This is a genomic window from Prevotella sp. khp1 (genome assembly GCF_900102205.1).
GTDB lineage: Bacteria > Bacteroidota > Bacteroidia > Bacteroidales > Bacteroidaceae > Prevotella > Prevotella ruminicola.
This window is the reverse complement of sequence record NZ_FNJZ01000006.1, coordinates 21,190-47,645: the sequence shown is the minus strand read 5'-3', so window position 1 is coordinate 47,645 and position 26,456 is coordinate 21,190. Positions and strand designations below refer to the sequence as shown.

20 protein-coding genes and 1 riboswitch are annotated in these 26,456 nt (G+C 48.8%); of the genes, 16 read left to right on the top strand and 4 right to left on the bottom strand.

The window, feature by feature from the left end; genetic code table 11:
- Positions 1–8: 8 nt before the first annotated feature.
- The 3 genes from BLR73_RS13690 to BLR73_RS13680 are packed head-to-tail and all read right to left on the bottom strand — an operon-like array spanning position 9 to position 5,625.
- Positions 9–1,640 carry a RagB/SusD family nutrient uptake outer membrane protein gene (locus BLR73_RS13690; protein WP_091862935.1) on the bottom strand — a complete coding sequence of 544 codons (1,632 nt, stop codon included), beginning with the start codon at positions 1,638–1,640 and terminating at the stop codon, positions 9–11.
- A 20-nt stretch (positions 1,641–1,660) separates the two neighbouring features.
- Positions 1,661–4,729 (bottom strand): SusC/RagA family TonB-linked outer membrane protein, encoded by a 3,069-nt coding sequence (locus BLR73_RS13685; protein WP_091862932.1) that lies wholly within the window; start codon positions 4,727–4,729, stop codon positions 1,661–1,663.
- Positions 4,730–4,746: 17 nt separating this feature from the next.
- Entirely contained in the window at positions 4,747–5,625 is an 879-nt protein-coding gene (locus BLR73_RS13680; RefSeq protein WP_143010967.1) for a hypothetical protein, read from the bottom strand.
- 307 nt (positions 5,626–5,932) lie between these two features.
- Between BLR73_RS13680 and BLR73_RS13675 the strand changes: the two genes are divergently transcribed.
- From BLR73_RS13675 to BLR73_RS13620, 12 genes are all read left to right on the top strand, one after another.
- A complete protein-coding gene (locus BLR73_RS13675) occupies positions 5,933–6,685 on the top strand; it encodes a tRNA threonylcarbamoyladenosine dehydratase (RefSeq protein ID WP_091863079.1) in 753 nt (250 codons plus the stop codon).
- 150 nt (positions 6,686–6,835) lie between these two features.
- Positions 6,836–7,477 carry a response regulator transcription factor gene (locus BLR73_RS13670; protein ID WP_091862927.1) on the top strand — a complete coding sequence of 214 codons (642 nt, stop codon included), beginning with the start codon at positions 6,836–6,838 and terminating at the stop codon, positions 7,475–7,477.
- A gap of 119 nt (positions 7,478–7,596) precedes the next feature.
- The gene (locus BLR73_RS13665) at positions 7,597–9,351 is read left to right on the top strand and encodes a carbohydrate-binding domain-containing protein (protein ID WP_176763702.1); all 1,755 of its coding nucleotides are present in this window, start codon (positions 7,597–7,599) and stop codon (positions 9,349–9,351) included.
- 54 nt (positions 9,352–9,405) lie between these two features.
- On the top strand, positions 9,406–10,560 hold the full coding sequence (locus BLR73_RS13660) for a sensor histidine kinase (RefSeq protein ID WP_091863076.1): 1,155 nt from the start codon (positions 9,406–9,408) through the stop codon (positions 10,558–10,560).
- Positions 10,557–11,276, top strand: a complete 720-nt coding sequence (locus BLR73_RS13655) for a LytR/AlgR family response regulator transcription factor (protein ID WP_013063659.1) — start codon at positions 10,557–10,559, stop codon at positions 11,274–11,276. Before BLR73_RS13660 ends, BLR73_RS13655 begins: the two co-directional genes overlap by 4 nt.
- A gap of 111 nt (positions 11,277–11,387) precedes the next feature.
- The gene (locus tag BLR73_RS13650) at positions 11,388–12,668 is read left to right on the top strand and encodes an autotransporter outer membrane beta-barrel domain-containing protein (RefSeq protein ID WP_369821153.1); all 1,281 of its coding nucleotides are present in this window, start codon (positions 11,388–11,390) and stop codon (positions 12,666–12,668) included.
- Between the two features lie 30 nt (positions 12,669–12,698).
- Complete coding sequence (locus BLR73_RS13645; RefSeq protein ID WP_091862922.1) at positions 12,699–14,033, top strand: imelysin family protein; 1,335 nt, start codon at positions 12,699–12,701, stop codon at positions 14,031–14,033.
- A gap of 74 nt (positions 14,034–14,107) precedes the next feature.
- Positions 14,108–15,820 (top strand): di-heme oxidoredictase family protein, encoded by a 1,713-nt coding sequence (locus tag BLR73_RS13640; RefSeq protein WP_091862919.1) that lies wholly within the window; start codon positions 14,108–14,110, stop codon positions 15,818–15,820.
- Between the two features lie 30 nt (positions 15,821–15,850).
- Positions 15,851–17,011, top strand: coding sequence for a cytochrome c biogenesis protein CcsA (ccsA, locus tag BLR73_RS13635; protein WP_091862916.1), 1,161 nt, complete (start codon positions 15,851–15,853; stop codon positions 17,009–17,011).
- 139 nt (positions 17,012–17,150) lie between these two features.
- Positions 17,151–17,525 (top strand): DUF2023 family protein, encoded by a 375-nt coding sequence (locus tag BLR73_RS13630; protein WP_028908099.1) that lies wholly within the window; start codon positions 17,151–17,153, stop codon positions 17,523–17,525.
- A 24-nt stretch (positions 17,526–17,549) separates the two neighbouring features.
- Positions 17,550–18,044 (top strand): flavodoxin FldA, encoded by a 495-nt coding sequence (gene fldA, locus BLR73_RS13625; RefSeq protein WP_013064475.1) that lies wholly within the window; start codon positions 17,550–17,552, stop codon positions 18,042–18,044.
- 158 nt (positions 18,045–18,202) lie between these two features.
- The gene (locus tag BLR73_RS13620; protein WP_176763701.1) at positions 18,203–19,591 is read left to right on the top strand and encodes a DUF1593 domain-containing protein; all 1,389 of its coding nucleotides are present in this window, start codon (positions 18,203–18,205) and stop codon (positions 19,589–19,591) included.
- 103 nt (positions 19,592–19,694) lie between these two features.
- On the opposite strand, the gene BLR73_RS13615 is transcribed toward BLR73_RS13620, so the two are convergent.
- The gene (locus tag BLR73_RS13615; RefSeq protein ID WP_036908982.1) at positions 19,695–20,090 is read right to left on the bottom strand and encodes an NADPH-dependent FMN reductase family protein; all 396 of its coding nucleotides are present in this window, start codon (positions 20,088–20,090) and stop codon (positions 19,695–19,697) included.
- Between the two features lie 46 nt (positions 20,091–20,136).
- Positions 20,137–20,322, bottom strand: a riboswitch (cobalamin riboswitch).
- Positions 20,323–20,626: 304 nt separating this feature from the next.
- Here BLR73_RS13615 and BLR73_RS13610 point away from each other — a divergent pair.
- The 4 genes from BLR73_RS13610 to BLR73_RS13595 are packed head-to-tail and all read left to right on the top strand — an operon-like array spanning position 20,627 to position 26,450.
- A complete protein-coding gene (locus BLR73_RS13610) occupies positions 20,627–23,335 on the top strand; it encodes a TonB-dependent receptor plug domain-containing protein (protein WP_233456475.1) in 2,709 nt (902 codons plus the stop codon).
- Positions 23,332–23,712, top strand: a complete 381-nt coding sequence (locus tag BLR73_RS13605; RefSeq protein WP_091862909.1) for a hypothetical protein — start codon at positions 23,332–23,334, stop codon at positions 23,710–23,712. The genes BLR73_RS13610 and BLR73_RS13605 overlap by 4 nt, the downstream gene beginning before the upstream one ends.
- Positions 23,713–23,714: 2 nt before the next feature.
- The gene (locus BLR73_RS13600; protein ID WP_091862907.1) at positions 23,715–25,214 is read left to right on the top strand and encodes a DUF6850 family outer membrane beta-barrel protein; all 1,500 of its coding nucleotides are present in this window, start codon (positions 23,715–23,717) and stop codon (positions 25,212–25,214) included.
- A gap of 18 nt (positions 25,215–25,232) precedes the next feature.
- Positions 25,233–26,450 (top strand): DUF4876 domain-containing protein, encoded by a 1,218-nt coding sequence (locus BLR73_RS13595; protein WP_091862905.1) that lies wholly within the window; start codon positions 25,233–25,235, stop codon positions 26,448–26,450.
- The last annotated feature ends 6 nt before the right edge of the window (positions 26,451–26,456 follow it).

Below are 26,456 nucleotides of genomic sequence, written 5' to 3'. Positions count from 1 at the left end.
TTTTTTGTTTATTCTCTGCCTACATAGGGGTTGGTGGTGATGTCGGAACCATCGTAGCCATAGTTTTGCCAGAGATTGGGGTTAACTACTCGCTGTGCTTGTGGGATGGGGAAACGATAATGCTTGAAATCAATCGTCTGCTTGTTATACTCTGGGAAGTTCTTGGCCAAAGCACTATTCTTAATGGTCTTCACCAGAATCTTCCAGCGCTTCAGGTCGAGCAGATGTTTCTGCTCCAGGGTGAACTCCCATGAGCGCTCCTGAATGATTGCATTCTTAAAGCCATCGTAATCCAGCCCTGCCTGCAGGTCGTGTACCTGTGCTGTGGCGCTGTTAGCCTCTTCGCGGAATGCACGGCGACGCACCTTGTTGAAGGCATCATAGGCCTGTTGATTAGGCTGTCCGTCACGCTCGTTGATAGCTTCGGCCAGTACCAGATACACCTCAGCCAGACGGATCACCTGACGGTTCATAGCACGGTCGGCAGCACTTGTCTCAGGGCTGTCATGGTCGATATACTTGTTATAGCGCGAGAAGCCAGACTCACGGGTACCATCGCCATCAGCATCGAAGTAGAAGTGGAAATAACTCTGTGTAGAAGGACGCCAAAGTGAGTCGGCAAATGATACCTCCTTGCGCTGATCGCCTGGGAGATACGAATTCTCAACAGTGTTATCAGGACCTGGTGCTATATGTGGCAGCGATACACTGTAGCTGGTTGAGAATGAGCAGTGGCACAGGTGGTTATTACCCGAAGCATCGCCATCGCGTGTGCTTGATCCCAAATAGAACTGGATGGCAAATATGCTCTCCTTACCATTTCGGTTCTGGTTGTTCCAGTTGTCGTAGAAATCCTCTTCCAGACTATATTCATTCGAGTCGATCACCTGCTGGGCATACTGAGCCGACTTGCCGAAATACTCCTTGCGCTGCGCATCGGTCAGGTCGTCATCCACCTGAGCCCAGGTCAGGTAAACCTTTGCCAAGGCAGCCAAGGCTGCACCACGCGAGGCTCGACCGATATCACCCAGACTCTGCTTACTGCGTTCAGGCAGTCGGGCTGCAGCATCCTCAAGGTCGGCAACTATCTGCTGATAAACCTCGGTTTCTGAGTTGCGCACAGCATTTGTACCACCATTACTGCTGGTGATGACAGGCACTGGTCCCCACAGCTGCACGGCATAGTTCAGATAGTAAGCACGCAGAAACTTGGCTTCGCCTATCACCTGCGATGCAATCTCGGGTGACACACCTGCAGGATTAGTCTGCAACTTCTCGATGGTATCGTTAGCACGTGCCAGCGAGGCATATACTGCCTGCCACAGGCGCACCAGATAGGAGTTGGTTCCATCCCATGAGAGCAGTCCTAACATGCCACCTCCGCCATTGGGATTCTCGCCGCTCACAGTTGTTTCGGTAGTGAGATCAATAAGATACATATAAGTAGTGGCCAGTTCTATATCCGAAGCATAAACGGCATTAACAAGTGCCTTGGCATCTGCATCGCTCTGAGGAAGATTGCTTTCGGCCAGCTCGCTCAGGTTACCCTGATCCAACGACTCGCACGATGCAAGTGTCAAGCCGAACACCACGCCTGCCAACAGAGATTGCGCTGTATGATATATCTGATTCTTTTTCATTTTTCTTATACCTTTAAAGATTAATACGACAGTTTAACACCAAATGTAAATGTACGAGATGCAGGATAGGTTCCACGATCTACGTAGCCGCTGTACTCAGGATCATAACCACTATAATTGGTTATTGTAAGCAGGTTCTGGGCCGAAGCATAGAGGTAAACACCCAGTTTCTGATTGTTACCCACTTTGGGCTGGAAATTGTAGCCAATCTGAATATTCTTCAGGCGCAGATAACTGGCATCTTCAATAAAGCGGCTATCCAGATAAGCGCTATAGTTATTCTGAGCTACGGCACGTGGGATGGTAGTGCTGGGATTCTCGGCTGTCCAACGGTTCAGCAGCTTGGTGGAAGCATTATAGCTGGCATTGGGCGACTCGAGTGCCTGTTCCATCTGGTTATAAAGCTTATTACCATATGAACCCTGGAAGTTAAGACTCAAGTTCCAGTTCTTATAACGCAGTTGGGTGGCAAATCCGTAGGTGAAATCGGGCTGTGCTGAACCAAGAACCACACGGTCGTTCTCCTGATCTACCACACCATCACCATTCTGATCGACATACTTCACGTCGCCATATTCTACGACCGGTTTGTTGGATGGTGAAGGAACCGACTTCAAATCCTCGGATGTCTGCACGATGCCATCAAACTGCCATCCATAGTAAGTACCGAGTGCTTCGCCTGGACGGATAATGGTCTGGTTGCTGTTGATAATCTCACTCTGTCCGGTACCGATGCTTGTCACCTCATTGTGGTTGTGGGCAATATTGGCACTCACCTGCCATGTCAGGTCCTTGGCCTGCCAAAGGGTGGCATTAACAGCAAACTCAACACCATCATTGGTGACGTTGCCTACGTTTGTAAGCTGACGATCGAAACCTGTAGTCTGCTCAACAGGAATATTCAGCAGCAGGTCGGAAGTTTTCTTGTGATACACATCGAAAACAAAACCCAGTTTACCCTTCAGGATATTAAAGTCGAAACCCAAATCGTACGAGGTGGTGGTTTCCCACTTCAGGTCGTCGTTACCCAGCGCCGAGCGGTAATAGGCTGTATTCTTAGTACCACCAAGGAAATAATGGGTAGCTGCATAAGTTGAGAGGAACGTATAATCGCCAATCTCCTGGTTACCCACAGTACCAATGCTGGCACGCAGTTTCAAGTCTTCAATCCACTTGATGTTCTTCAGGAACTTCTCTTCGTTCACATTCCAGGCAAATCCAAGTGAGGGGAACCAACCCCATTTCTTATTCTTGGCAAAGCGACTCGAACCATCGGCACGCAAGGTGGCTGTAAGATGGTAGCGATCCAACAGCGAGTAGTTGATACGACCGATACCAGAGTAGAGTACCGATGTAACAAAATCGGTCTCGGTAGCGATGAGCTGCGAACCTGACTGAAGACTCTTGTAACTCAGGTTATCATTGGCATAATCGGCAGTACTGCCAAGCAGTCGCTCGCTTTTTTCCTGCTGATAGGTATAACCACCCAACACCTCGAACTCGTGGATATTACCAATTTTCTTGTTCCATGTCAGGGTGACCTCAACCTGGTCGCTCTCCCAGCGCTTTGAACCTACGGCGCCATAGCCATCAGAGTTGAAACCAATCTGTGAGGTGGCTGGACCGAACACACTCTGACGGGTATTCAGGATGTTAACCGAACCCTGTGTACGCAATTTCAGCCCTTTGATGATTTCCCACTGTGCAAAAGCGCTCACCAGCGTATTATCAACACGTGTCTGTGCATCAACCTCGCTCAGGTCGGCAATGGCATTAGGAGTCAGGCCATTGCGCACAAAGTCGCCTGCCTCAAAAGGATTAGCATAGTTGTAAGTGCCATCGGCATTATAAATAGGTACTGCAGGCGATGTACGCAAGGCCAACTCCAATAGGCCGCTCACACCGTTCGACTGTCCGCGGAACGACTGAGAACCGGTCTGAGTGCTCTTTGAGAAGCTCGACTTCAGACCTACGGTTACGTTCTTCAGAATGTCGCGCTCGTAGTTCAAACGTGCCCCCAAGCGGGTAAAGCCAGTGCCGCGAATCACACCATCCTGATTGGTATAGTTGCCCGAAATATGGAAGCGCTCATTATCCGAACCACCACTTACCGATACCTGATGCTGCTGGGTGGTAGCAGTACGGAACAAAGCATCCTGCCAATCGGTGCCCTCGCCCCAAGTCTTAACCAACTCAGGTGTAACACCCGAAGCCTTCTTCTGGGCATCGGTTGCCAACTCCAGATATAACTCGCCCCACTGCTCAGCGTTGAGCACATCCAAACGCTTACGGACCGACGATACGCCAATAGAATAACCGTAATCCACCTTAACCTTACCATGTTTACCACTCTTGGTGGTTACGATTATTACACCATTGGCACCACGCGAACCATAGATAGCCGAGGCCGATACATCCTTCAGCACCTCGATCGACTCGATGTCGGATGGGTTGATTGAGGCCAAAGGATTAAAGTTTGTACCAGCCACGCTATTGCCGGCATTAGTGGCCGAACTACTATTGTACAGCAGTACACCATCAATCACATAAAGGGGCTCGTTACCGGCATTGATAGAGTTACCACCACGGATGCGAATATTGACTGATGCACCTGGCTGACCAGATGATGCAGTAGCATCAAGACCGGCAACGGCACCACCCAGGATGTTATCGAACGAGGTTGAGGTATTAAGCAACTCATCATTCTTTACGGTAGTTACAGCACCAGTAAGCTGCTTACGCTTCTGTACACCATATCCTACTACTACCACCTCGTCCAGACGGTTCGAGTTATCTATCAGGGCTATCTCTACTGGCTCATCGAAATCGTAAACATCTACATCGAGGGCACGATAGCCTACGTATTCTACTTTCAGGGTCAGTGGGGCTTCTACCTTTGTCTCAAGCTTAAAGTTACCATCCACATCGGTCACTACACCTCGTCCCTTATCAGTTTTCACTATCACCGAAGCTCCTATCAACGGCTCACCAGTACGGACATCGGTGATGTGTCCGGTAATCAGGTTCTGCGCAAAGGCCACTAAGGGTCCTATTGCAACAAGCGTTGCAACTAACAATCTTTTTCCCATAAGACTAATACTACTATTTATTTAAGATTCAACAATCCATATTCGTGGTTGTACTTGGTACCCTGTGCCAGCACCCATTCCAAGAACTTGTTCACCTCGTCATCGGCATTGTTCACACTGATGCCGACTTTCTCGATGGCCACTTCCGACTCCTTACTATTCTCGAGTGCTGTAAGCAGTTCGTCGAGTGTGCCGTTATCGCTGAAACTGTTGGCCAAGTCCTTCTTCACGTCAAGACCTACCAGCGAGAGATCATCTTTCAGGTGGCGGCTCTTCAGATCAAAGATATTAGGAAGTGCGTTGAACGACACGCCCAGAGGATCCTTTGCCAAAGCGGTGTTCAAAAACAGGTCGTCGCCTGATATACGCTTGCCACGGAAATTGCTGCTCTCCTCGCCAAAATTGTGAGCGAACGACGAAGCAACCGATGTGGCATTGCTGCCGCTATAAACAGTGATGGTTTCGAAAGCCTTGTTCTTCTTTACTTCCTCGTCAAAATCCTCATTCAGGAAATAAAGCTGCTTTAGTTTCTTGTTGTTCAAGTGTTTACCTTCGAGCAGTCGGGCTGCCTCAGAGCTACGTGCGGTGATAGGCAGCACGGCTGTCTCTCCGAAATAAACAATCTGGCTAAAGTTTTTATCATCAAGTACTACATTCAGGTCGGAATTACCTTGTCCCTTTGCAATCTGGAACTCAACGCCTGGCTGAGTTTTTGCGTATTCTTTAATCCACTTTTCAACCAATGGGCGTGCAAAGCGTGGCGCCTTAATGGTGCGTACGGTTGTATTGTTGGTGCCCTTAACTTCGTTGACATCGTTCACACCGTTACCTTCAGCCCAAATATTGCTGATGCTGATACTGAATAATACTGCTATTGTTAATGCTATCTTTTTCATATTGCTTCTTTTTAATTTTGTTTATACCTATTATATATATACCCTCCTTCATCATCATTGTCATCATCATCTGGCGACAACAAAAGACATCTTGCATACGCATTCGCATTGTTCTTTTCATACCTTTATAACCCTTTAAATAATTAATTAATGTTTCTGGGTGCAAAGGTACGGCGTTTTCTGCATTCCTACAATCCCTACCCTATGGCATTCCATATACCACATTGATGGTATATTGGTATTTTTCGACCTATTTTGTTATTTATTTGCAGGAAATATGTTAATTTTGCAGCCAAAATATAACGATATGGCAACAGATGATGCAATATTCCGTCGCTCCGAACTGCTCTTAGGCCATGAATCTATGGAGCGCATCGCCCAGAAAAGGGTGATTATCTTTGGCGTGGGAGGCGTAGGTTCATGGTGCGCAGAGAGTCTGGTACGTAGTGGTATCAGGCATTTGACGATTGTGGATAGCGACCGTGTTTGTATCACCAACATCAACCGCCAGCTGATGGCTACCACAAAGACCGTCGGTCAGGTAAAGGTAGATGCACTGAAAGAGCGCTTGCTAACAATCAACCCTTCAGTAGAGATTAATGCCCTACAAAAGATTTTCACGGCAGAGAATGCAGATGACTTTGCACTTGATACTTACGATTACATCATAGATGCCATCGATTCGCTGAAAGATAAGGCTGCGCTTATTCTCCTGGCTTGTCGTACTAATGCCAAACTGTTCTCATCAATGGGAGCTGCCTTAAAGCTGGATCCTACACGTATCAAGGTTACAGAGTTCTGGAAGGTACAGGGCGACCCATTGGCACGCGCCATCCGAAAGAAATTCAAGCATCAGGGGCAATTCCCCGAAAAGAAGTTCCAGGTGGTGTATAGCGATGAACTTCTTGAGAATCTTGGTTGTCCACCTGATGATGGTGAGGTGCCATCAACCTTTAACAAGCCACAAACCAATGGTTCGCTGGCGCATATCACTGCCATCTTCGGCTTTACTATTGCAGGTCTGGTTATTAAAGATATCACATCAACACCATCGCTTTAGAATAATATTCTAATATATAAGGTATAATATGCCATATTATAGAATATCAATCCAAATATTACTCACTCAAAGATATATTATCTAAATATCGCCAGATATTTGGAGGTTATATCTATTCTTTGTATCTTTGCACCCAAAATCTGAACAGTTATGGCAAAGTATATAATAGCAGATAACCAGGAGATAACAAGGTTCGCGCTCGAAAGTCTGCTCAAGCAGAACGACGAGAACCAGATATACCGAGCATCCGACAAAACAAGTCTGGTTGCCCAGCTAAAGGAGCACGAGCATGCTGTGGTTATACTCGACTATACCCTGTTTGATTTTGCCGACGAAGACCAGTTGCTGATTATAAGCGAACGCTTTGCCCTCTCGCAATGGCTGCTCATCAGCGATGAGCTGACGCCTCAATTCCTGCGTCGTGTTATCTACTCATCGCATCAGTTCAGTATTGTTTTTAAAGACGGACCGATGAAGGACGTGCGCGATGCCCTGCACGCTGTAAGTCACCATCAGCGTTTTATCAGTCAGCGTGCGCTCGAGGTCATCATCAGTCAGCAGCAGGATGAAGAGAAGCCCGACATCCTGACGGCCACCGAGGCTGAGATCGTGAAAGCCATCGCTCAGGGCAAGACCACCAAGGAGATAGCCGAGGAGCGTTTCTCCAGCATCCACACCATCACCACCCATCGCAAGAATATCTTCCGCAAATTAGGCATCAACACAGCCCACGAGCTCATCAAGTACGCCATCCGTGCCGGCTTGATTGACCCTTCGGAGTTCTACATCTAATCCGCAATTTAGTTGATTGTTTTACTGCGTTCGTTGAATAAATTAGCACGATAGGTTTTATCATGCTACCTTTGCACACCAAATAATTCACTAAAACGCATTAAAACATGAAAAAAGCAATGACCAGAATGATGCAGGTGGCATCGGTAGCACTTTTGATAAGCTGTTCGGCCGGCGACCCATTCAGCGATTACACTAACAGTTGGGGAGATAACTGGGGCAACGACACTCCCAGCGAGAATAGCAGCGGCAGTTCGACCACCACTGGCGATCTAACCACATTTACCGTAAACATCGACCAGACATCGGCCGAACCAACTGATGCGGCTACAGAGTACATGCCCGACGAGGAAGACGCTCTGGAAAACAGTACTTTTACCACCGAGGTTGCCATCGATATGGCCAGCCCCACAGCTAAGACCGAGAACGGCGTAGAGATAACCGTGAACGGCGGACATATCACAGCCAATCACGGCTCTACCAAAAACATCTGCTACGTACTGAGCGGCACTACCAGCAATGGTTCGTTTACCGTAGTAGGCGATAAGAAGTACGAGATTAAGCTGAATGGTGTAAATATCACCAACCCCGACTCGGCAGCCCTGAATCTGCTGAGCGGCAAGCGCGCCTATATCGTATTAGCCGACGGCACCAGCAATACGCTGACCGACGGTACGAGTGGCAGCCAAAAGGGGGCACTCTACTGCAAGGGAAAACTACTGTTTAACGGCAGCGGACAGCTAAGTGTTGTCGGCAATACCAACAATGCCATCCACTCGGCCGACTACATTGTATTTCGCAAAGGCAACAACATCTACGCCAAATCAACCGCCAACCACGGCATCAAAGCCAACGACGGTGTGTTTATCAACGGCGGTATCATCAACGTAGAGGTAACGGCGGCAGCAGCCAAAGGTATTAACTGCGAGAGTAACATCGTGGTTAACGGCGGTCGCACCACCGTGATTACCACTGGCGACGGCACCTACGACACCGACGATCAGGAGGCCAAAGGGGCTGCCGGCATCAAGGCTGACTCTACCTTCACCATCAACGCTGGCGAGCTGTGGCTCAAGAGCACTGGCAGCGGCGGCAAAGGCATCAACGTAGATATGGATGCCAACTTTAATGGCGGCAGCGTGTATGTAGTAACCGAAGGCGGACAGTTTAAGAGCAACAACGACACCTCATCGCCTAAGGGTATCAAGGTGGATGGTGATATCAACATCAGCGGCGGCACCATCTGGGTGCGCACCAGCGGCTATAACGGCGAGGGCATCGAGACCAAGAGCCAGCTGAATATCAGCGGTGGCGAGGTGGCCTGCTATGCCTACGACGATGCCATCAACTCGAAAGGCGACATGACCATCACTGGCGGCTATGTGTATGCACAGGGCAAGAACAACGACGGACTGGATGCCAACGGCAATATCTACCTGAAAGGCGGACTGGTGTATGCCATCTGTTCGGGACAGCCCGAGGTGGCTATCGACGCCAACACCGAAGGCGGCAAGAAACTCTATCTCACCGGCGGCACCATCGTGGCCGTAGGCGGACTGGAGAGCGGCAGCAGTCTTACACAGTCGTGCTACCAGTCGTCGTCATGGAGCAAGAACACCTGGTACACCATGACCGTTGGCGAGAACACCTTCTCGTTCCGCACCCCATCCAGTGGCGGTTCCGGGCTTGTAGTATCAGCAGCCACTACCCCCACCCTGCAGTCGGGCACATCGGTTAGCGGTGGTAGCAGTTTCTTTGGCGGCTTAGGCATTGCAGGCGGTACCATATCGGGTGGAAGCAGCGTTTCGCTCTCAAGCTATACCGGCGGTAGCAGCATGGGCGGAGGCGGCGGTTGGCCTGGCGGTTGGCACTGACACAATAAATCGCAAATTTTCACGTTATTAATAGTAGTAATTGGAATGTATTGGATGAAAAATCAGTCGAGACAAGAAAACCTGATATACTTAGTAGTGTGGAGTTTGCTCTTTGCAACTCCGCTACTAAGTCTGTATCTACGTACCATGAGCGATGATAACCTCAGCTTTCAATGGGGTGAAGTATTCTTTATCTGGGGCAAGTTCATTATATTTTTATTGCTGTTTCTGTTTCACAATTTCCTGCTGGCACCCTTGCTCATCCAGCGGCATAAGCGCACCCTATACTTATCGGCCATCACCATTGTGGTTACAGGATTTGTGTTCGTTCAGATGAATACTCATCCACGGCCTTTCCCTGAAAGAGAAAAACGCGAATTCTTTAACGGCCCACGCCAAGAACGCGATGACCGCAGAATGGATCGCGACGACCGCAGAATGCCACCAGAATTTCGTGACCGAAAGCCCCATCCGCCATTCATGCGCAAAGAGGGACCGGGCAAAGGACTTCACGACATCATTGCCACCGTCATACTCGTGCTGATGTTTGGTGCCAACCTTGGTTCCAAGCTCTACTTCCGCACCCGTAGCGACCAGCGCAAACTGCACGAACTGGAAAAGCAGAATCTGGAGCAGCAGCTGGAATATCTGAAATATCAGATAAACCCACACTTCTTTATGAACACGCTCAACAATATCCATGCCCTGGTGGATATCGATCCAGCCAAGGCACAGGACACCATCCTTGAGCTGTCGAAGATGATGCGCTTTGTGCTTTACGAAGGCGATAAGAGCGGTGTGCCTTTGAATCGCGAACTGGAGTTTATACGTACTTACATCACACTGATGCAGCTACGTTATACCGACAAGGTGAAGATTAATCTCGACCTGCCTACCCAGGTGCCCGATAAAACCATACCACCACTTATGTTGGTATCGTTTATCGAGAATGCCTTTAAGCATGGCGTGAGCTACCAGCACGAATCGTTTATCGATATTAAGGTAGAGCTTATCGAGCCACTGCCTCAGGTAACCCACCTGCACTTTACCTGTAAGAACTCCAAGGCCGAACGTCCCAATGAAATGAAAGGTGGTGTAGGTTTAGTGAACGTTAAGAAGCGACTGGACTTGTTGTACGACAAGAACTACACGCTGAGCATCAAAGATGATACTGATACCTATTTTGTAGAACTAATATTACCACTATGATACGTTGTTTAGCTATCGACGATGAGCCATTGGCTCTGGGGCAACTGGTTTCCTATATTAATAAGGTGCCATTTCTGCAACTGGCAGCTCAATGCCAGAGTGCCTTAGAAGCCCGCAAGTTTTTAGAGAACGATACAGTTGATGCCATCTTCTGCGATATCAACATGCCCGACCTGAATGGTATGGACTTTGTGAAATCGCTGGCCGTTCCGCCGCTGATTGTATTCACCACAGCCTACTCAGAGTATGCGGTTGAGGGATTTAAGGTGAATGCTGTTGACTATCTGCTCAAGCCTTTTGGCTTGCAGGACCTGCAGCGTGCCGCCAACCGGATTAAGGACCGACTAACCGAATCGGTAGCTGCAGCCAAGCCTGCTACAGATAGCGACGACTCGCTCTTCCTGAAGACCGACTACCGCATTGTAAAGGTGAGCATCCCTGATATCAGGTATGTAGAGGCCATGAGCGAATACTTGAAAGTGTGGATAGAAGGCGAGGCGAAACCCATCATCACACTCCTATCCATGAAGAAGATGCAAGAGCATCTGCCCAACAACTTTATGCGTATTCACCGCTCTTATATCATCAACCTGAACAAGATTCAGGAGGTAAATAAGAACCGCGTGATTATGGATAGCGATACCTATTTACCGATAGGCGATTTGTATAAAGATGCATTTCAAGCTTATCTAGATACCAAGTTTTTAGGAAAATAAAGGTGGCCGCACGTGCGGTCACTTTCTTTTTTCACACTTTTTAGGTATTGTAACATTGCCTTAATCGCCGTACCTTTGCACCCGGATTTGTTTAAGAGACTAAATTCGGTTATGAAAAGGTTTATATATACATTAATGATGATGGCGATCTGCTTAACAAGCAGCGCACAGAAGAACAATGCAGATAGCACCAAAAACTCACGTTTGAGCGTTGGTGGCTATGGCGAAGCAAACTTTACACGAAATTATTACAGCGACCACGTGAGTCGCTACAGTCAACCCGAGGAACATAAGAATGATCCTAGTCACGGACGTCTCGACATTCCCCATGCAGTGATTTATCTGGGTTACGACTTTGGCAAAGGCTGGAGTTTTGGTACCGAGATAGAGTTTGAGCATGGCGGCGCAGGTATTGCCTACGAGAAGGAAGACGAAGAAGGCGGTGAATGGGAACAGGAAACCGAGAAAGGCGGCGAGGTGGAGCTGGAGCAGTTCTGGCTGCAGAAGTCGTTTGCCCCTTGGGCTAACATCCGTGCCGGACATATCGTAGTGCCCGTAGGTTTGAACAATGCCCACCACGAGCCACTGAGCTACTTCACCGTATATCGCCCCGAAGGCGAGAACACCATCATGCCCAGCACCTGGCATCAGACAGGCGTATCGTTCTGGGGACGTGCAGGCAAGTTCCGCTACGAGGCTCAGTTCCTAGGCGGCTTGAATGCCGACCAGTTCACCAACGTAGGTTGGATTCACAAAGGTCACAAGTCGCCTATGGAGTTTGATGTTGCCAACAAATATGCAGCAGCCCTGCGTATCGACAACTACTCGATTCCCGGCTTGCGTATCGGTCTGAGCGGCTACTACGGTCACAGCATCGGCAACACCTACCCTAACGATGCCAATGGTACAGGCGCCACCTATCAGGGTAAGGTAGCCATCGGTGCCATCGACTTCACCTATAATGCCCACAACTGGATTGTTCGCGGTCAGGCCGACTATGGCTACCTGGGCAACGCCAGCGAGCTGAAATACATGTACAACCGCCTGAACTCGAAATCTCCTTTCAAGCACTCTGCGTTTGTAAGCGGCAATGCTTATGCGATGGGTATTGAGGCCGGTTACGACATCTTCTCGCAGATTCAGTGCATGCGCCAACAGGGCAAACGCCTGTATCTGTTCGGACGTTACGAGGCCTACAACCCTTATGCCAGCGACACCAAGGGCGTAAGCTACGACTACACAGCCGTTAAGCGCATGGCAGTGGGTCTGAACTATCACCCCATCAAGCAGATTGTGATCAAGGCCGAGTACTCTAAGCGCTTCTTAAAGAGCAAATACAACAACGAGCCATCGGTTAACATCGGTGTCGCTTACGAAGGATTCTTCCTCTAAAATCGAAATTTCCACATAATTATTATAGCAATGAAGAAAATTACTTATGCAATGTCGGTCCTCATGATGGGACTCTCGTTCACTGCCTGCAGTGAAAGTAACAACAACAATGAAGAGAACGGTAACGAGTTCAACGTTATCAACACTACACCATTGGTAGATGAGGACAGCTATCCCCAGAACACCACCGCTGCAAACTACAACAGCAAGGCTTTCGGTCAGGACGCTATCGACAACTGTTTGTCGCTGATTTCAGAGCTTGAAAATGCCAATACCACCATCGCTACAGCAAAACTGAGCGAGGCTCAAGAGGCTTACCTGCGCAAGGTACTCGAGACTCTGGTTGGTAACGTCATCGTTCCTACCTATACACAGTTGGCTGATGATGTTGAGGATTTGGAGAAGACTCTGAACGGTCTGACCGTAAACAGCATTACACAGGCCCAGATTGACAAGGCTTGTGCCGACTTTAAGCAGGCCCGCCAGAACTGGGAGCGCTCTGAGGCATTCCTGATGGGTGCCGCCAGCGATTTCGATATCGACCCAACTATCGATTCATGGCCTTTGAACCGCAGTCTGCTGCTCAACTACTTTAACAATGGCATGAACGACGAGATGCTGGAGGATGCCACCATCCTGGGCTTCCACGCTTTGGAGTTCATCCTGTTCCGTAACGGTCAGAACCGTAAGGTAGCCGAGTTGCAGGGTAACGATACCTACACTAACTTCGAGAAGATTACTGGTGCCCAGGAGCTGGCTTACGCTCAGACTATCTGCACCCTGCTTAAGCAGCGTTGCTTCCAGTTGCAGGTTGCCTGGGAGGGCGAGACAGCAGCTAATGCCGCTCGTGTAGCAGTAGTTAAGGCCGCAGGTCTGGATATGACTACCGCCGCAGGTCTCTCTTATGGCGAGAACCTGAAGCAGGCTGGTGTAAGTGGCAGCAAGAGCACCTTCCCCACACTGAAGGATGCCATTGCTCAGGTACTGATTAACGACGAGGGCTCATGTTTGGCTATCTGTAACGAGGTAGGTACAGCCAAGATTGCCAACCCATTCTCTGCAGGCGACATCGCCTATGTTGAGTCGCCTTATAGCTACAACTCAATCACCGACTTCCGCGATAACATCCGCAGTATCCGTAACGTATGGCTGGGTTCAACCGACAAGAAGGCTAACGAGTACAGCTTCCACACCTTCTTTGCCAGCGTAAAGAGCGATAAGGTGAACACCGCTGTAGAAAGCAACTACGTGGGTGCTATCGAGGGTATCAGCAACATGCCAACACCATTCGTTAAGTATTGCAGCGTGGTATGGGGCAAGAACTTCGACGATCCCGACAACTGGGACTCTACATCTGGAGAGTAATACACCTGAACATTAATTAAACAAATACACTAATGGAGAAAATATCGAAACTAACATGTGTTGTATGTTTCGGAATGCTGTCGGCCGCAGGGCTGACAGCATGTTCCGATAATAACGACTTCGCAGATCTGGGACCTCTGACACCTGAAGAACAAGCATTCGGAAAAGCTACTGGCAACTTTACTGCCGAGGAATGGTACCCCGGCGGCGAGCTCGGCACCACCGAGAAGGCCAGCTATTCGGCCATCACGCCTGCTGCTATTGCCGCTGGCATGGAGGAAGACTTCAATACGGGTGAAGGTTTCTTTGAGAAGCTCTACACCTTTGAGCAGGAGCCACGTAAAGGCTTAGGTCCTGCATGGGTGCGCAACTCGTGTATCGCCTGCCACCCCAGCTATGGTCATGGCAAGCGACAGACCGAATATCGTGCCAACCAGATTGGCAACGGCTATCTGCTGGTGATTTATCATCCTGATACCAACGGTTACATCACCGAGGTTACAGGTATGCCTCAGACACAGGCCATGTCGCCCTTTAAGGCACCTATCGACGAGAGCCAGATTACTATCGATTGGAAGAATGTGACAGCCATGGAGAGCGGACTGCCCATGAAGTTTGAGGATGGCGAGGAATATGCCCTCATCTACCCCGAGGTAACCATCCCTCAGACCGCCTTCAACACCAACCCACTGCCTACTAACTACGAGGTGCGCCTGGAGTCAACCATCGGCGTATATGGTACTGGTTTGCTCGATGCCATCAGCGATGAGGATATCGAGGCACAGTGGTTGGCCGAATCAAAGCATGCCACCATGAATCCTGCCATGTGGGATCAGGAGGCTGGCACCTTCAAGTCATCAGCCTACTATTCGGCAGCTTATAACGATCTGGGCACATTCCGTGGCTCTCATGGTCCGATTAAGCGTTTCACCTATGCCATGACTCGTGGTTCGCTGCAGGATGGTGCTGGTTCTAACGCTATCTGGAATATCACCAACGTCACCCGTAGCGACCGTCACTTCCTCTACACCACCCCAGCATGGGCAAAGGCACAGAGCGAGGACAAGGAGGTGATCAGCTATATCAAGGAGCACGGTGAATCACCACTCAGCATTCTGCACCCCTACTATGCCGATGGTACCGACGAGGGTATTGCTGCCCGTGTGAACGAGATTCTGAGTTGCTCGTCGATTGCCAAGAAGGAGACCTTCGACAAGTACCTGTTTAACGGTGCACCTTACAATGGCAAGGAAGAGATGAGCGACAAGCAGTACTATCAGTTTATGGTATGGCATCGTGCCCTGGCTGTTCCTGCAGCCCGCAACCTGAACGATGAAGCCGTACAGCGCGGTAAGGATCTGTTCTCGCAGATTGGCTGTGCCCGCTGCCACCGTCCTTCATGGAAGACTGGCAACGACGATATGTGGGTAGATGCCAGCATTAAGGCTTATGCCAAGAGCATTGGTAAGGATGCCAACAAAATGTTGCCCCGCTATCCTAACCAAACCATCTGGCCTTACACCGACATGGTTCAGCATCGCCTGATGATGAAGAACGACATCCGCACAGGCTGGTGCCGCACCACACCATTGTGGGGCCGCGGACTGTCGCAGTTGCTTACAGGTGCTAACGATCGTCTGCACGACTGCCGTGCCCGCAGTGTACTTGAGGCTATCATGTGGCATGGTTATTCAAAGCAGTCGGATGCTTACGGACCAACAGAGAAATTCTATCATCTGCCTAAGGCCGATAGAGATGCTGTGATAAAATTCATCGAGTCAATATAATAATCGCACGCCATTTACGTTTTATTATATATGAAGCGAAGTATAATCATTCTATACATCGTGGTGGTTGCTGTACTGGCAGCCGCCACGGTTTTTGAGAAATATCAGGGTACAGAGTATGTATCCGACCATATCTATGGTGCCTGGTGGTTCTCGGCCTTATGGGCTTTGTTAGTAGCCGTCAGCATATTCTGGCTCATCAAGCGTAAGGTGCGTCGCCCATCGGTAATGGTGCTACACCTGTCGTTTGTAGTTATCCTGGCAGGTGCCCTGCTCACGCATCTCACAGCAATCAGAGGTGTGGTGCCGCTGCGCAAAGGCGTGGACACCAACACATTCCTAACACGCGACATGCATCTGCACCAGATGCCATTCACCATCCGTCTGGAGCAGTTTGATGTGAAGTTCTATCAAGGCACCCAAATGCCATCCGACTATATCTCGCAGGTGACGATCGACGGCAAGCCGTTTACGATATCAATGAATCAGATTGCCAGTCACAAAAACGTACGCCTGTATCAGATGGACTACGATGCAGATATGCAGGGTAGTATTCTGTCGCTGAATTACGATCCATGGGGCATCCCCGTAACCTACTGTGGTTACGCCTTGCTGTTTGTATCGCTCATCTGGATACTCATCGATCCTAAGGGCAGGTTCCGCGAACAGCTTGCCTTGCTGCGTAATCATCGCCGACAACTGAATATCTTTGCAGCTGGCATCGCGGCATGCTTCTTATTCCTGATGTATCACTTCTTGAATAAGTACTCGCCTGAGAACCACCCCATGCCTGTACTCAACTCGCGCCTGCTGCCCGTACATATTGCAACCATCATGCTGGCTTATACCCTGTTGTTGTTTGCCTGCCTCAGCAGTCTGGTGGGACTCATTTCAGCCAAATATCGACAGGGCATGCAGCACCTGTCGCAGATGCTGCTTTACCCTGCGCTCACTTTCTTAGGCTTTGGTATCTTTATCGGTGCCATCTGGGCCAACATCTCGTGGGGAAACTACTGGTCGTGGGACCCCAAAGAAACCTGGGCACTCATCACCCTGATGATTTACGGCATCCCCGCCCATCGTAGCATCAAACTTAATCACAACGTGTATATGGTTCTGGCATTCCTCACCATCCTCATGACTTACTTTGGTGTAAACTACTTCTTAGGTGGTATGCATTCGTATGCTTAAGGATACACCAATACCTATTTTATATTAGTTCTTTTTATTGAACACCGAAAGGTGCGCGATGCTTAAAACACTCGGTTTTAGGTATTGCGCACTTTATTTTTTCGCCGTACCTTTGCACCGTCGAATTAAAAGTATAACAATGAGAACAGAAAGAAACATCCCAACGGAACTCAAAGTACTGATGAACCACATCTACGAGCTGAATAAAGGCGTGCGCCAGATGGTACTGTTTACCTGCAATAAAAAGTATGGTAACCAGGCTGTTGAACGATTGGAAAGCCAAGGCATACCCTACGTGCTGCAGCCTGCAGGTCAGCAGAACCTGAACGTTTACTTTGGGCGTCGCGAATGTCTGGATGCCATCCGACTCATTGTTACCCGTCCGTTGAACCAACTTACACCTGAAGAGGATTTTATTCTTGGTGCTATGTTGGGGTACGACATCTGTGCCCAGTGCGAGCGCTATTGCAAACGTAAAGGACAATGCGACGGAAACTGCAAATGTAAGAATTAAACCACATAATGATAATATAAAGTAATGAATTCAACTATTGTAATTTATGGTTCCTCTACAGGAACATGCGAGGCCATCGCAGAGAAGATAGCCTCGAAGCTGGGTTGCGAAGCCTTGAATGTACAGGATCTTTCGGCCGAAACCGTTGCCGCCAACCAGAATCTGATCTTAGGTACCTCTACCTGGGGAGCTGGCGAACTGCAGGACGATTGGTACGACGGTTTGAAGACTTTGCAGGGTGCCGACCTGAGCGGAAAAACTATCGCCATCTTTGGTTGTGGCGACTGTTCTACCTATAGTGATACATTTGTAGGTGGTATGGGTGAGCTCTATAACGGCATCAAAGACAGCGGTGCCAACTTTATTGGTAGCGTTGAAACCGATGGTTACACTTTCGACGATTCTGAAGCAGTTATCGACGGAAAGTTTATTGGCCTGCCTCTCGACGACATCAATGAGGACGACCAGACCGATACACGTATCGATGCCTGGTTGGCAGCTATTACTCCAAGTCTTTAATCACAGGTGTAAATTTATAAATAAGTATTTGTTTAGTTAGGGTAAAGGTGGCTAGTCGAGACGACCAGCCACCTTTCTTTTTGCAATAAAAAAGACTAATAACAGACCATTATCCGATTTTTTTCGTATCTTTGCGGCACAAATTAACAATCATGATAATGCTAAGAATAATTATTTGCCTGCTGGCTATGATGGGAGCTCTTTCGCTCCAAGCTGAAAACAAAGAATTAAAACCACGACTTGTGGTGTGTACAGACATTGCACCTGCTGATGTGGAACCCGACGATATGGAGTCGATGGTACGACTGATGGCCTATGCCGACCAATTTGAAATAGAAGCATTGATTACATCAGTAGGTTGGAACTGCGATCCCTATCCTACAGAATGGGCACAGTATCTGCAACGGGTAATTGAGGCTTACAGACAGGATGTGCCGAAGCTGATGCAACGTTCGAAGCAGAAGAATTTCTTAGCATTTGATAAAGAAAGAAAACAACAGTACATAGGATACTGGCCAAGTGCCGACTATTTGAAGAGCCGTGCGGTAATGGGTAGTATTCACGGTGGCATCAAATCCATTGGTGCTGATAACGATTCACCTGGTAGCGAACTGCTGATACAACTTGCCGACGAAGACGACCCACGACCAATCTATGTAGCTGCCTGGGGTGGTGCCAACACATTGGCACAAGCCATCTGGCGAGTTAAGCAAACACGTTCTGCTGAGGCCTTAAAGCAGTTTTTGCATAAGTTTCGCATCTATACCATTACCGACCAAGACATGCATTACAATATGCGTATGAACCGTAGTTACAGTTCGCACATGTGGCTACGTAAGGAGTTTGCCGACGATTTGCAGTTTGTGTGGGATGAAGGCACATGGCAGGAGCAGTGCGAACTTGGCAAACGCCACTGGCAACAGCATAAGGACTACATACAAGGCCGAGGTGCGTTAGGCAGCGAGTATCCTACCTACAAATGGGGAGTTGAAGGCGATACGCCTAGTTTTCTGTATGTCATGCCCAATGGTTTGAACAATCCCGACGATCCACATCAAGCCGGTTGGGCAGGCTATCATGAGCATGGACTCTGTGCCGACTCGATTACCACCGCTTGGACCAGTTGGCAGGAGCCGCTGCGTAGCATCAGTATAGAGTATAAGCAGCGTTTCTACCCCGACGAGCTTAACGATTTCATGGCACGTATGCAGTGGGCTGCCGAGGGGCATGGCAATCATAATCCTCGAGTTATCATAAACAACAACACAGGTATTTTGCCCATTCATATCACAGCTAAAGCGGGTGATACAATACGCCTTGATGCCTCATCATCGCAGGATAGTGATGGCGACAACCTGCAATTCTTATGGTGGCAGCAGCCTGAGATAGGGCAAACAAAAGTGACCATCTCCCAGTCAACCCAGAAGACAGTCACCATACATATCCCTGCAGATACTGCAAACGACACGATTCACATTATTTGCGAAGTACACGACGACGGTCCCTTTCATCTGGTAGCCTATCGCCGCATCATTATTTCTATATAGCCACTAAACTTTGTGGTTATAGTGTCTGATAAGACACGCTACACCAATGGTTGCGAGCAAAAATTCCAAAGCTACTACTAAAATGTATACCATAGTAATTTGATTATAAATTAGGTGAAACAGAACATATCCAATTTTCGAGATTGCATTGGGGCGTTTCAGCATATAGCTGTTCGCCAACAATGTGCGCATGGCGTTCACGCAGTTCATGGCAAATTTTATCTGCATCATGATTCAGTTTGTTACCTAATGCCACTAACACGGCAAAGTTCTTTCCACTTAGGCTAGCACCACGCAACGTTTGACAAGCCCACTGCCAATGGGGAGTCATACTTCCATCAGCCATAAACTCTAATGCAAGAACAAAACTCTGGCAGTTTTCTATCTGCCTGTTGTTAATACTCTGTACGCTGATAGTTTCAGCGCCAAGCTTGTCGGCTATTTCTTCTGCAATAGCCTGACAACTGTCGTATACCACGACGATTGATTCATGTTTCATACCCACAAAAATTAAGTTGCGCCTCACGCCCTTACATCGAGAGCATTTAGCAAATACCGAAAAAGGCTGGTCTTCAGACTTTCCTCCACTCCCAAGCGCCTTCTCACCCAAATGGGCAATGGCATTGATGCTTAGGAGCCATAATGGAGTTCACTGCTGCGGGACAGTCGGAGATTCTCACTCACATTCCCAATTAATCGCGGCTAAGCGAACCTTTACGGGCGAAGGTCGAGGCTATGCCTCAACGTTCACGTTAAGTCGAGGCGTAGCCTCAACTTTCACATAGACTCATTCTTGAATCACGTTGCAAATATACAACATTATTCTTATACGCCAAACAAAAAATCAAAAATAATTTGTTTTATACAAAAAAAGGCCCCAGGCCTTCTATCCGTTAGCGAGGAATCGTTATCGAACAAGGCCATAAGACCACAAGAACAAAATACTAGTTTTTAAGTATTGCACACCCTACCAATAAGTATTATCTTTGCATTTGAATAAAATGATGTATTTGAATGCAAAGATGTTTCTTTTTGATGATAGCAGTAGTGATACTGCAAAGTATTAATGCTCAGGGCGTTTTAAAAGGTCTGGTAACTGATAAGGATACACACGAACCTATTATTGGAGCTACAATTACAGATGCCGTAAAGCGTAAGCCACTTACAGTGACTAACGCTGATGGTTGCTTTGTCATACCTAAAAAAGGGGATGCGCAACATTCTGCGCAACAAATCAAGATAACCTACATAGGTTATAAACCACTGACAGTAAAAGCTACTGCCAATGGCCACTACGAACTAGAGGCCGAGATTAGTAAGTTGGGCGAAGTGGTAGTAACGGCTCAAGAGAGTCGTGGCCTTACCAGTGCCTCGAAGATTGAAAAGCACGCGATGGAACACCTGCAGCCATCAAGCTTTGCCGATTTACTGGAACTGTTACCAGGTGGCAGCAGCAAAGATCCCGTACTGAGCGCAAACAACAACATCCGACTACGCGAAGCCAGTCCACAGGGCACAAACTATGCCACCTCGTCGTTGGGCACCAGTTTTCTGGTAGATGGTGCACGCATATCTACCAACGCTAACATGCAGCAGGTAAGTGGCGCTTGGGAGAGCGCCTCAACCAATCGCGAGAACACCAACGCAGGTGTTGACATGCGAACCATCTCGACCGACGACATCGAGAGTGTAGAGATTATACGAGGCATCCCCTCGGTAGAATATGGCGACCTGACCAGCGGACTGGTAAAGATAGAGCGCCGTCGTGGTGGACACGACCTCCAGGCACGACTGAAATCGGATATGGGTTCTAAGTTGTTCTATCTGGCCAAAGCCTTTGAGTGGACCAACCATACAACGCTAAACCTGAGTGCCGACTATCTGGACTCGAAAGCCGACCCACGTAATTCCTTAAACAACTACAGTCGCCTTACCCTCTCGGCACGTATGGGTCATACCTGGCAACGCGCCCATCACGACCTGCTGCTAACAACAAATGTAGACTACACTGGCTCGTTCGACGGCGAGAAGCAAGATCCCGACTTGAACAAAGGCGCTATCGACATCTATAAGTCGGACTACAATCGCATCGCCACATCGGCCAAACTGCAACTCCAGATGCATCGTCCCGTATGGCTGAAGAGCGCCGAGCTGATGGCAGCCGCCTCGTACGAGCACAACACGATAGAACGCACCAAAACGGTAAGTCTGCAGAGTATGACTGGTGCCGTACTGAATACCGACGAAGGCGAATACGATGCCCTGATACTGCCATATTCCTACGAAGCCTCACAGCAAGTAGATGGCAAGCCACTAAACGTGTTCATAAAGCTAAATGCCCGTTTGCAGATTCCAAGTCGTAAGATAGCCAATACCCTGTTGATAGGTGCCGACTGGAATATGGACAAGAACTACGGACATGGACAGGTGTTCGATCCTGAGCGCCCCGTTTATCCTACGGCACAGATACGCATGCGCAGTCTGAGTGAGAAGCCAGCTAACCACACCCTATCACTCTATGCCGAGGAGAAAGCTACGCTGCCCTTAGGCAGTTGCCAGCTGGAACTGATGGCTGGCGTACGCGCTCTGCAAATGCTGAACCTGCCTGCCGACTACACGATGCATAGCCACTGGTATCTGGATCCACGAGCCAATGTCGGGTTCACATTTCCACGTTTCATTTTGTTTGGTCAGCCCTCGTTTGTGCGAATCTCTGGCGGTATCGGACAGCACACCAAGATGCCTACCATCGATCAGCTGTTCCCCGATCCTGCCTATATCGATCTATTGCAGCTGAAGTACTATAATATTGATCCTCAGAAAAGTCGAATCAATCAGGTAACGTATATCATTCCTGGCACCAACGCAACTCTAGCGGCAGCACGCAACCTGAAGTGGGAGTTGACTGGCGATTTGAACATAGGCGGCAACCGCTTAACGGCAACCTATTTCAAAGAGAACATGACATCAGGTTTCCGCAGCGAAACCAACTTCGAGGCCTATGCTTATAAAAAGTACGATGCCAGTGGTGTTGATGCCTCAACATTAACAGCACCGCCAACACTCGACGATATGCCCTACGAACAACTGACAGAGCTTTGCGCCTACACACATTACGCCAACGGCAGTCAGACCAAGAAGGAAGGTATAGAACTCACGTTCGCCTCTAAGCGTATCCCACGACTCTACACGCGTCTTACCATCACCGGTGCCTGGTTCCGCACCACCTATCGTAACTCGCAACTCATCATGGAGCGCCCCAGTGTGGTAGTTGGCAACAGCCGACTGCAGTATGTGGGACTGTACAAAGATCAGGAAGGCATTGTAAACGAGATGGCTAACACCAATTTTATGTTTGATACCGACGTGCCTAAGCTGCGACTAGGCTTCTCTGTTTCGGCCCAATGCCAATGGTACACCTCTACACAGCGCGATGCTATCAGTAGCGAACCTGATGCTTATATGGATTCGCAAGGCATTATCCACGAGTGGACTGAAGCATGTGCTCAGGATGCCTACCTGAAATGGCTGGTGCGTACATCAACCAACTACACTAAGAGCACCGTACCGTTTGCGATGAATCTGAACCTGAAGATTACCAAAAAACTGCTGAACGACAGACTGAAGTTAGCTTTGTTCTGCAACCGTATCTGGGACTACTCACCCAGCTACGAGAGCTACGGCAAGACCATTCGTAGACATACAAAACCCTATTTCGGACTTGAGATGAATGTAAAGATATGAAGAAACTGTTGATGATACTTACATGCTGTATGACATTGGCATTAACAGCCTGTCATCAGGACAACGACGATTATATAACGTTGGCTACTATCCAACTGGATGGTGGCAGCGACGTGACTATTGAGCGTGTACAGGCAATGGCCCACATCACCAATCTGAACACGAAACACGTAGTGAGCACAGCCGACTTCACTGGTGACCAGGTGCAGATAGAACTGCTGCGCGGTGCCTATCAGGTCAGCATCGAAGGCGTGTTGAGCTATACCGACCAGACCGGCAACAAACACATCCGTTCGTTTCGTGCCGTAAGCGACTATGTAGAGTTGGTAGGAACAGGAACCAGCAAGGCAACCATCAACATTATATACCTGGATTAAACATGAAGAAGATTATCTATACCATATTGGCGCTGCTATGCGCACTGCTGCCTGCAGAGGCTGCCACTACCGATACGGCCTATGTGGAGCGCCACTCGCTATGGCGACAAACCTATAGCGAAGCACTGCAAAACCCTGCACTGATGGCGCATGCCTATCTGAAACCCTTTACTGAGTTGAGCTTGCAATGCGACTATCGCCATCAAAGCGAGGCATTCCAAGTTGAACAGGGCACAGGCTACTTGAAGCCCGAACTGGCAGCCCAATCGTACATCCGTCTCACCCCCTCATCGGTTGTATGGGGCCAGGCATCGTATGGTAATGGCAAGCAGTATCATCAGGTATATAATAATGTGGCCGATTTCGACCTACTCTATCCCGATGTGATTGCCGACAGTCTGGGAGGCGATACCCACCGCGAGCGATATTATTTTGCTGGTGGCTATGCTGTTGAGAAAGGGAACTGGCAATTAGGCGGCGAACTGAAGTTTCGTGCCGAACAGGATTATCGTACTTACGATCCACGTATGCGTAGCATCGTTTCCGACCTGACACTGAAGGCTGGAGCTGCCCGCCAAATTGGCAACTATCATCTTGGCTTGGCACTCGAAGGAAATATCTACCGTCAGACTGCCGATATCGATTTCTATGGCGAACAAAACGGAATGGGCGAGCTGCAGATGACAGGATTAGGTACTAACTATACCCGTTTTTCAGGTTCTAACCGCGACATTTTCTACGATGGTAAAGGTGGAGCAATAGCCCTCGATCTGCAGCCTCGTAGCGCAAATGGCTGGATGGTTCATCTCAGCCATGCATTACACCAGTACGAGCGTCTGTTGGATGAGTATAACTCGTTACCGCTTACTACCCTTTATCGCCAGCAGAACCGCTTGACGGTAGGTTGGCGCAAGCAATCGGATACTAACGAAAAGGCCCTGATATTACATGCCGATTACGACAAACGTGCCAGCGATGAGCATGTGGCAGGCACATCGTCGGGACAGGAATATCCCATACTTACCCAGCTTACTATGTATCGTCAGCATCGCTGGGATGTGGGCGCTACTGCCCTTTACGGCTATCGTGCCTGGCACCTGCAACTACGTGCCGGCTATCTGAGCCATCGTGAGCAATACGCCTATGTAGAACGCAAGATGAACTACAGTCGTGTGTATGGTGAGCTCACAGCGCAATGGCTCAAAGCCGTCAACGAATCATTGCGTTTGAACATCTATGCCAAAGGTGGTTATGCCGCCAATATCGACAGTAAGATTGTTATGCCCTATGCCAATATGGCGGCCAGCATCAAGGCCTATATCAATCACAATTACCGATATCAGAAGGCCAGCTACGCCCAGGCCCAGAGCGGTATCCGTGCAGATTATCAACCCGCTACATGGTCGGTTGACTTATATGGCCAGTTGGCAACAGCCTGGCAGTTCTGCAGCGAAGGCGAGCATGAGGCCAATCTGCACGTATCGTTAGGAATTATGTTTTAATTATTAAATAGCTAAGAAATGAAAAAGAATGTATTTTTGAGCATGATGCTCATGGCTGCAAGCACGGTATTCGTAGCATGTAGCAGCGACGACGCTCCTTACGTTGTTGAGAACGGTACAGTAACTATCGAGATGCCTATCAACGTAAGTAATGTAGTGCTGAACAGTTTTGAGGGTACAGCCACCAACGTACAGAGTGGCGAAGTAACCACACTGGCTACTCCTGTAAAGGACGGCGACAACTATGTAATCACCATCCCCAGTCTGACTGAGGGAAAGTACAACCTCACCGCCAAAGGAAATATCTCGTTTGTAAAGGATGGTGTGACTGGAACTACCGATTTCGAGGTATCTTCGAACGATGTTGCGCTGAACGAGACCTCAACAACAGCCAAGCTGGTAGTCAGCTCGTTCAAAGCCGAAGGTGGATTCGTTTTCTCCGAGATATGTACCACCGGTACCCTGAAGCCAGATAACAAGAATTACAACTACGATGCTTACTTCGTAATCACCAACAATAGCGACGTAGTGCTTTATGCCGACAGCATAGCCCTCATCGAGTCGCAGTACCAGAGTGCCAGCTCAGGCAATCAGCCTTGGAGCCCAGATGTACGTCCATACGCCATCCCTGCCGGTGCAGTGTTCATGATTCCTGGTAGCGGCAAGGACCACCCTGTAAAGCCCGGCGAGAGCATTGTAATTGCCAACAACGCCATGGATCATCGTACCGTTAACGAGAACTCGTACGACCTGACAGGTGCCGATTTCGAGGTATATCTCGACAATGGTGGCAACAGCATGGATACCGATTACGATGCGCCTAATCTGGAGTATATCTGGTGCTATACCAATACCATCTGGTTGCCTTCTGTACAGCAGAACCGCAGCTATGCCATCGCCCGCATGAAGGAGAATAAAGAAACCTTCCTGGCTAACCATAGCGAGACACCAACCTACACTGCAACAACCGGAAAGGTAATGGAGAGCAAGCAGGTACAGATTCCTAACGAGTGGGTACTCGATGCCGTAAACCTGGGTACTGAGGACGATTTCGGTTGGTTTGTTATTTCCGAGACACTGGATGCTGGTTGGGTAGCTGGCCGCGCCAACTCAAAGGACACCACCCAGCGTGGAACTTCTATCAAGCGTAAGCAGGACTCTACAGGCAAGTATATCGACACCAACAATTCTACAAACGACATGGAGGCTCGTCAGGTGCCTTCGATGAAAAAGTAATTAACA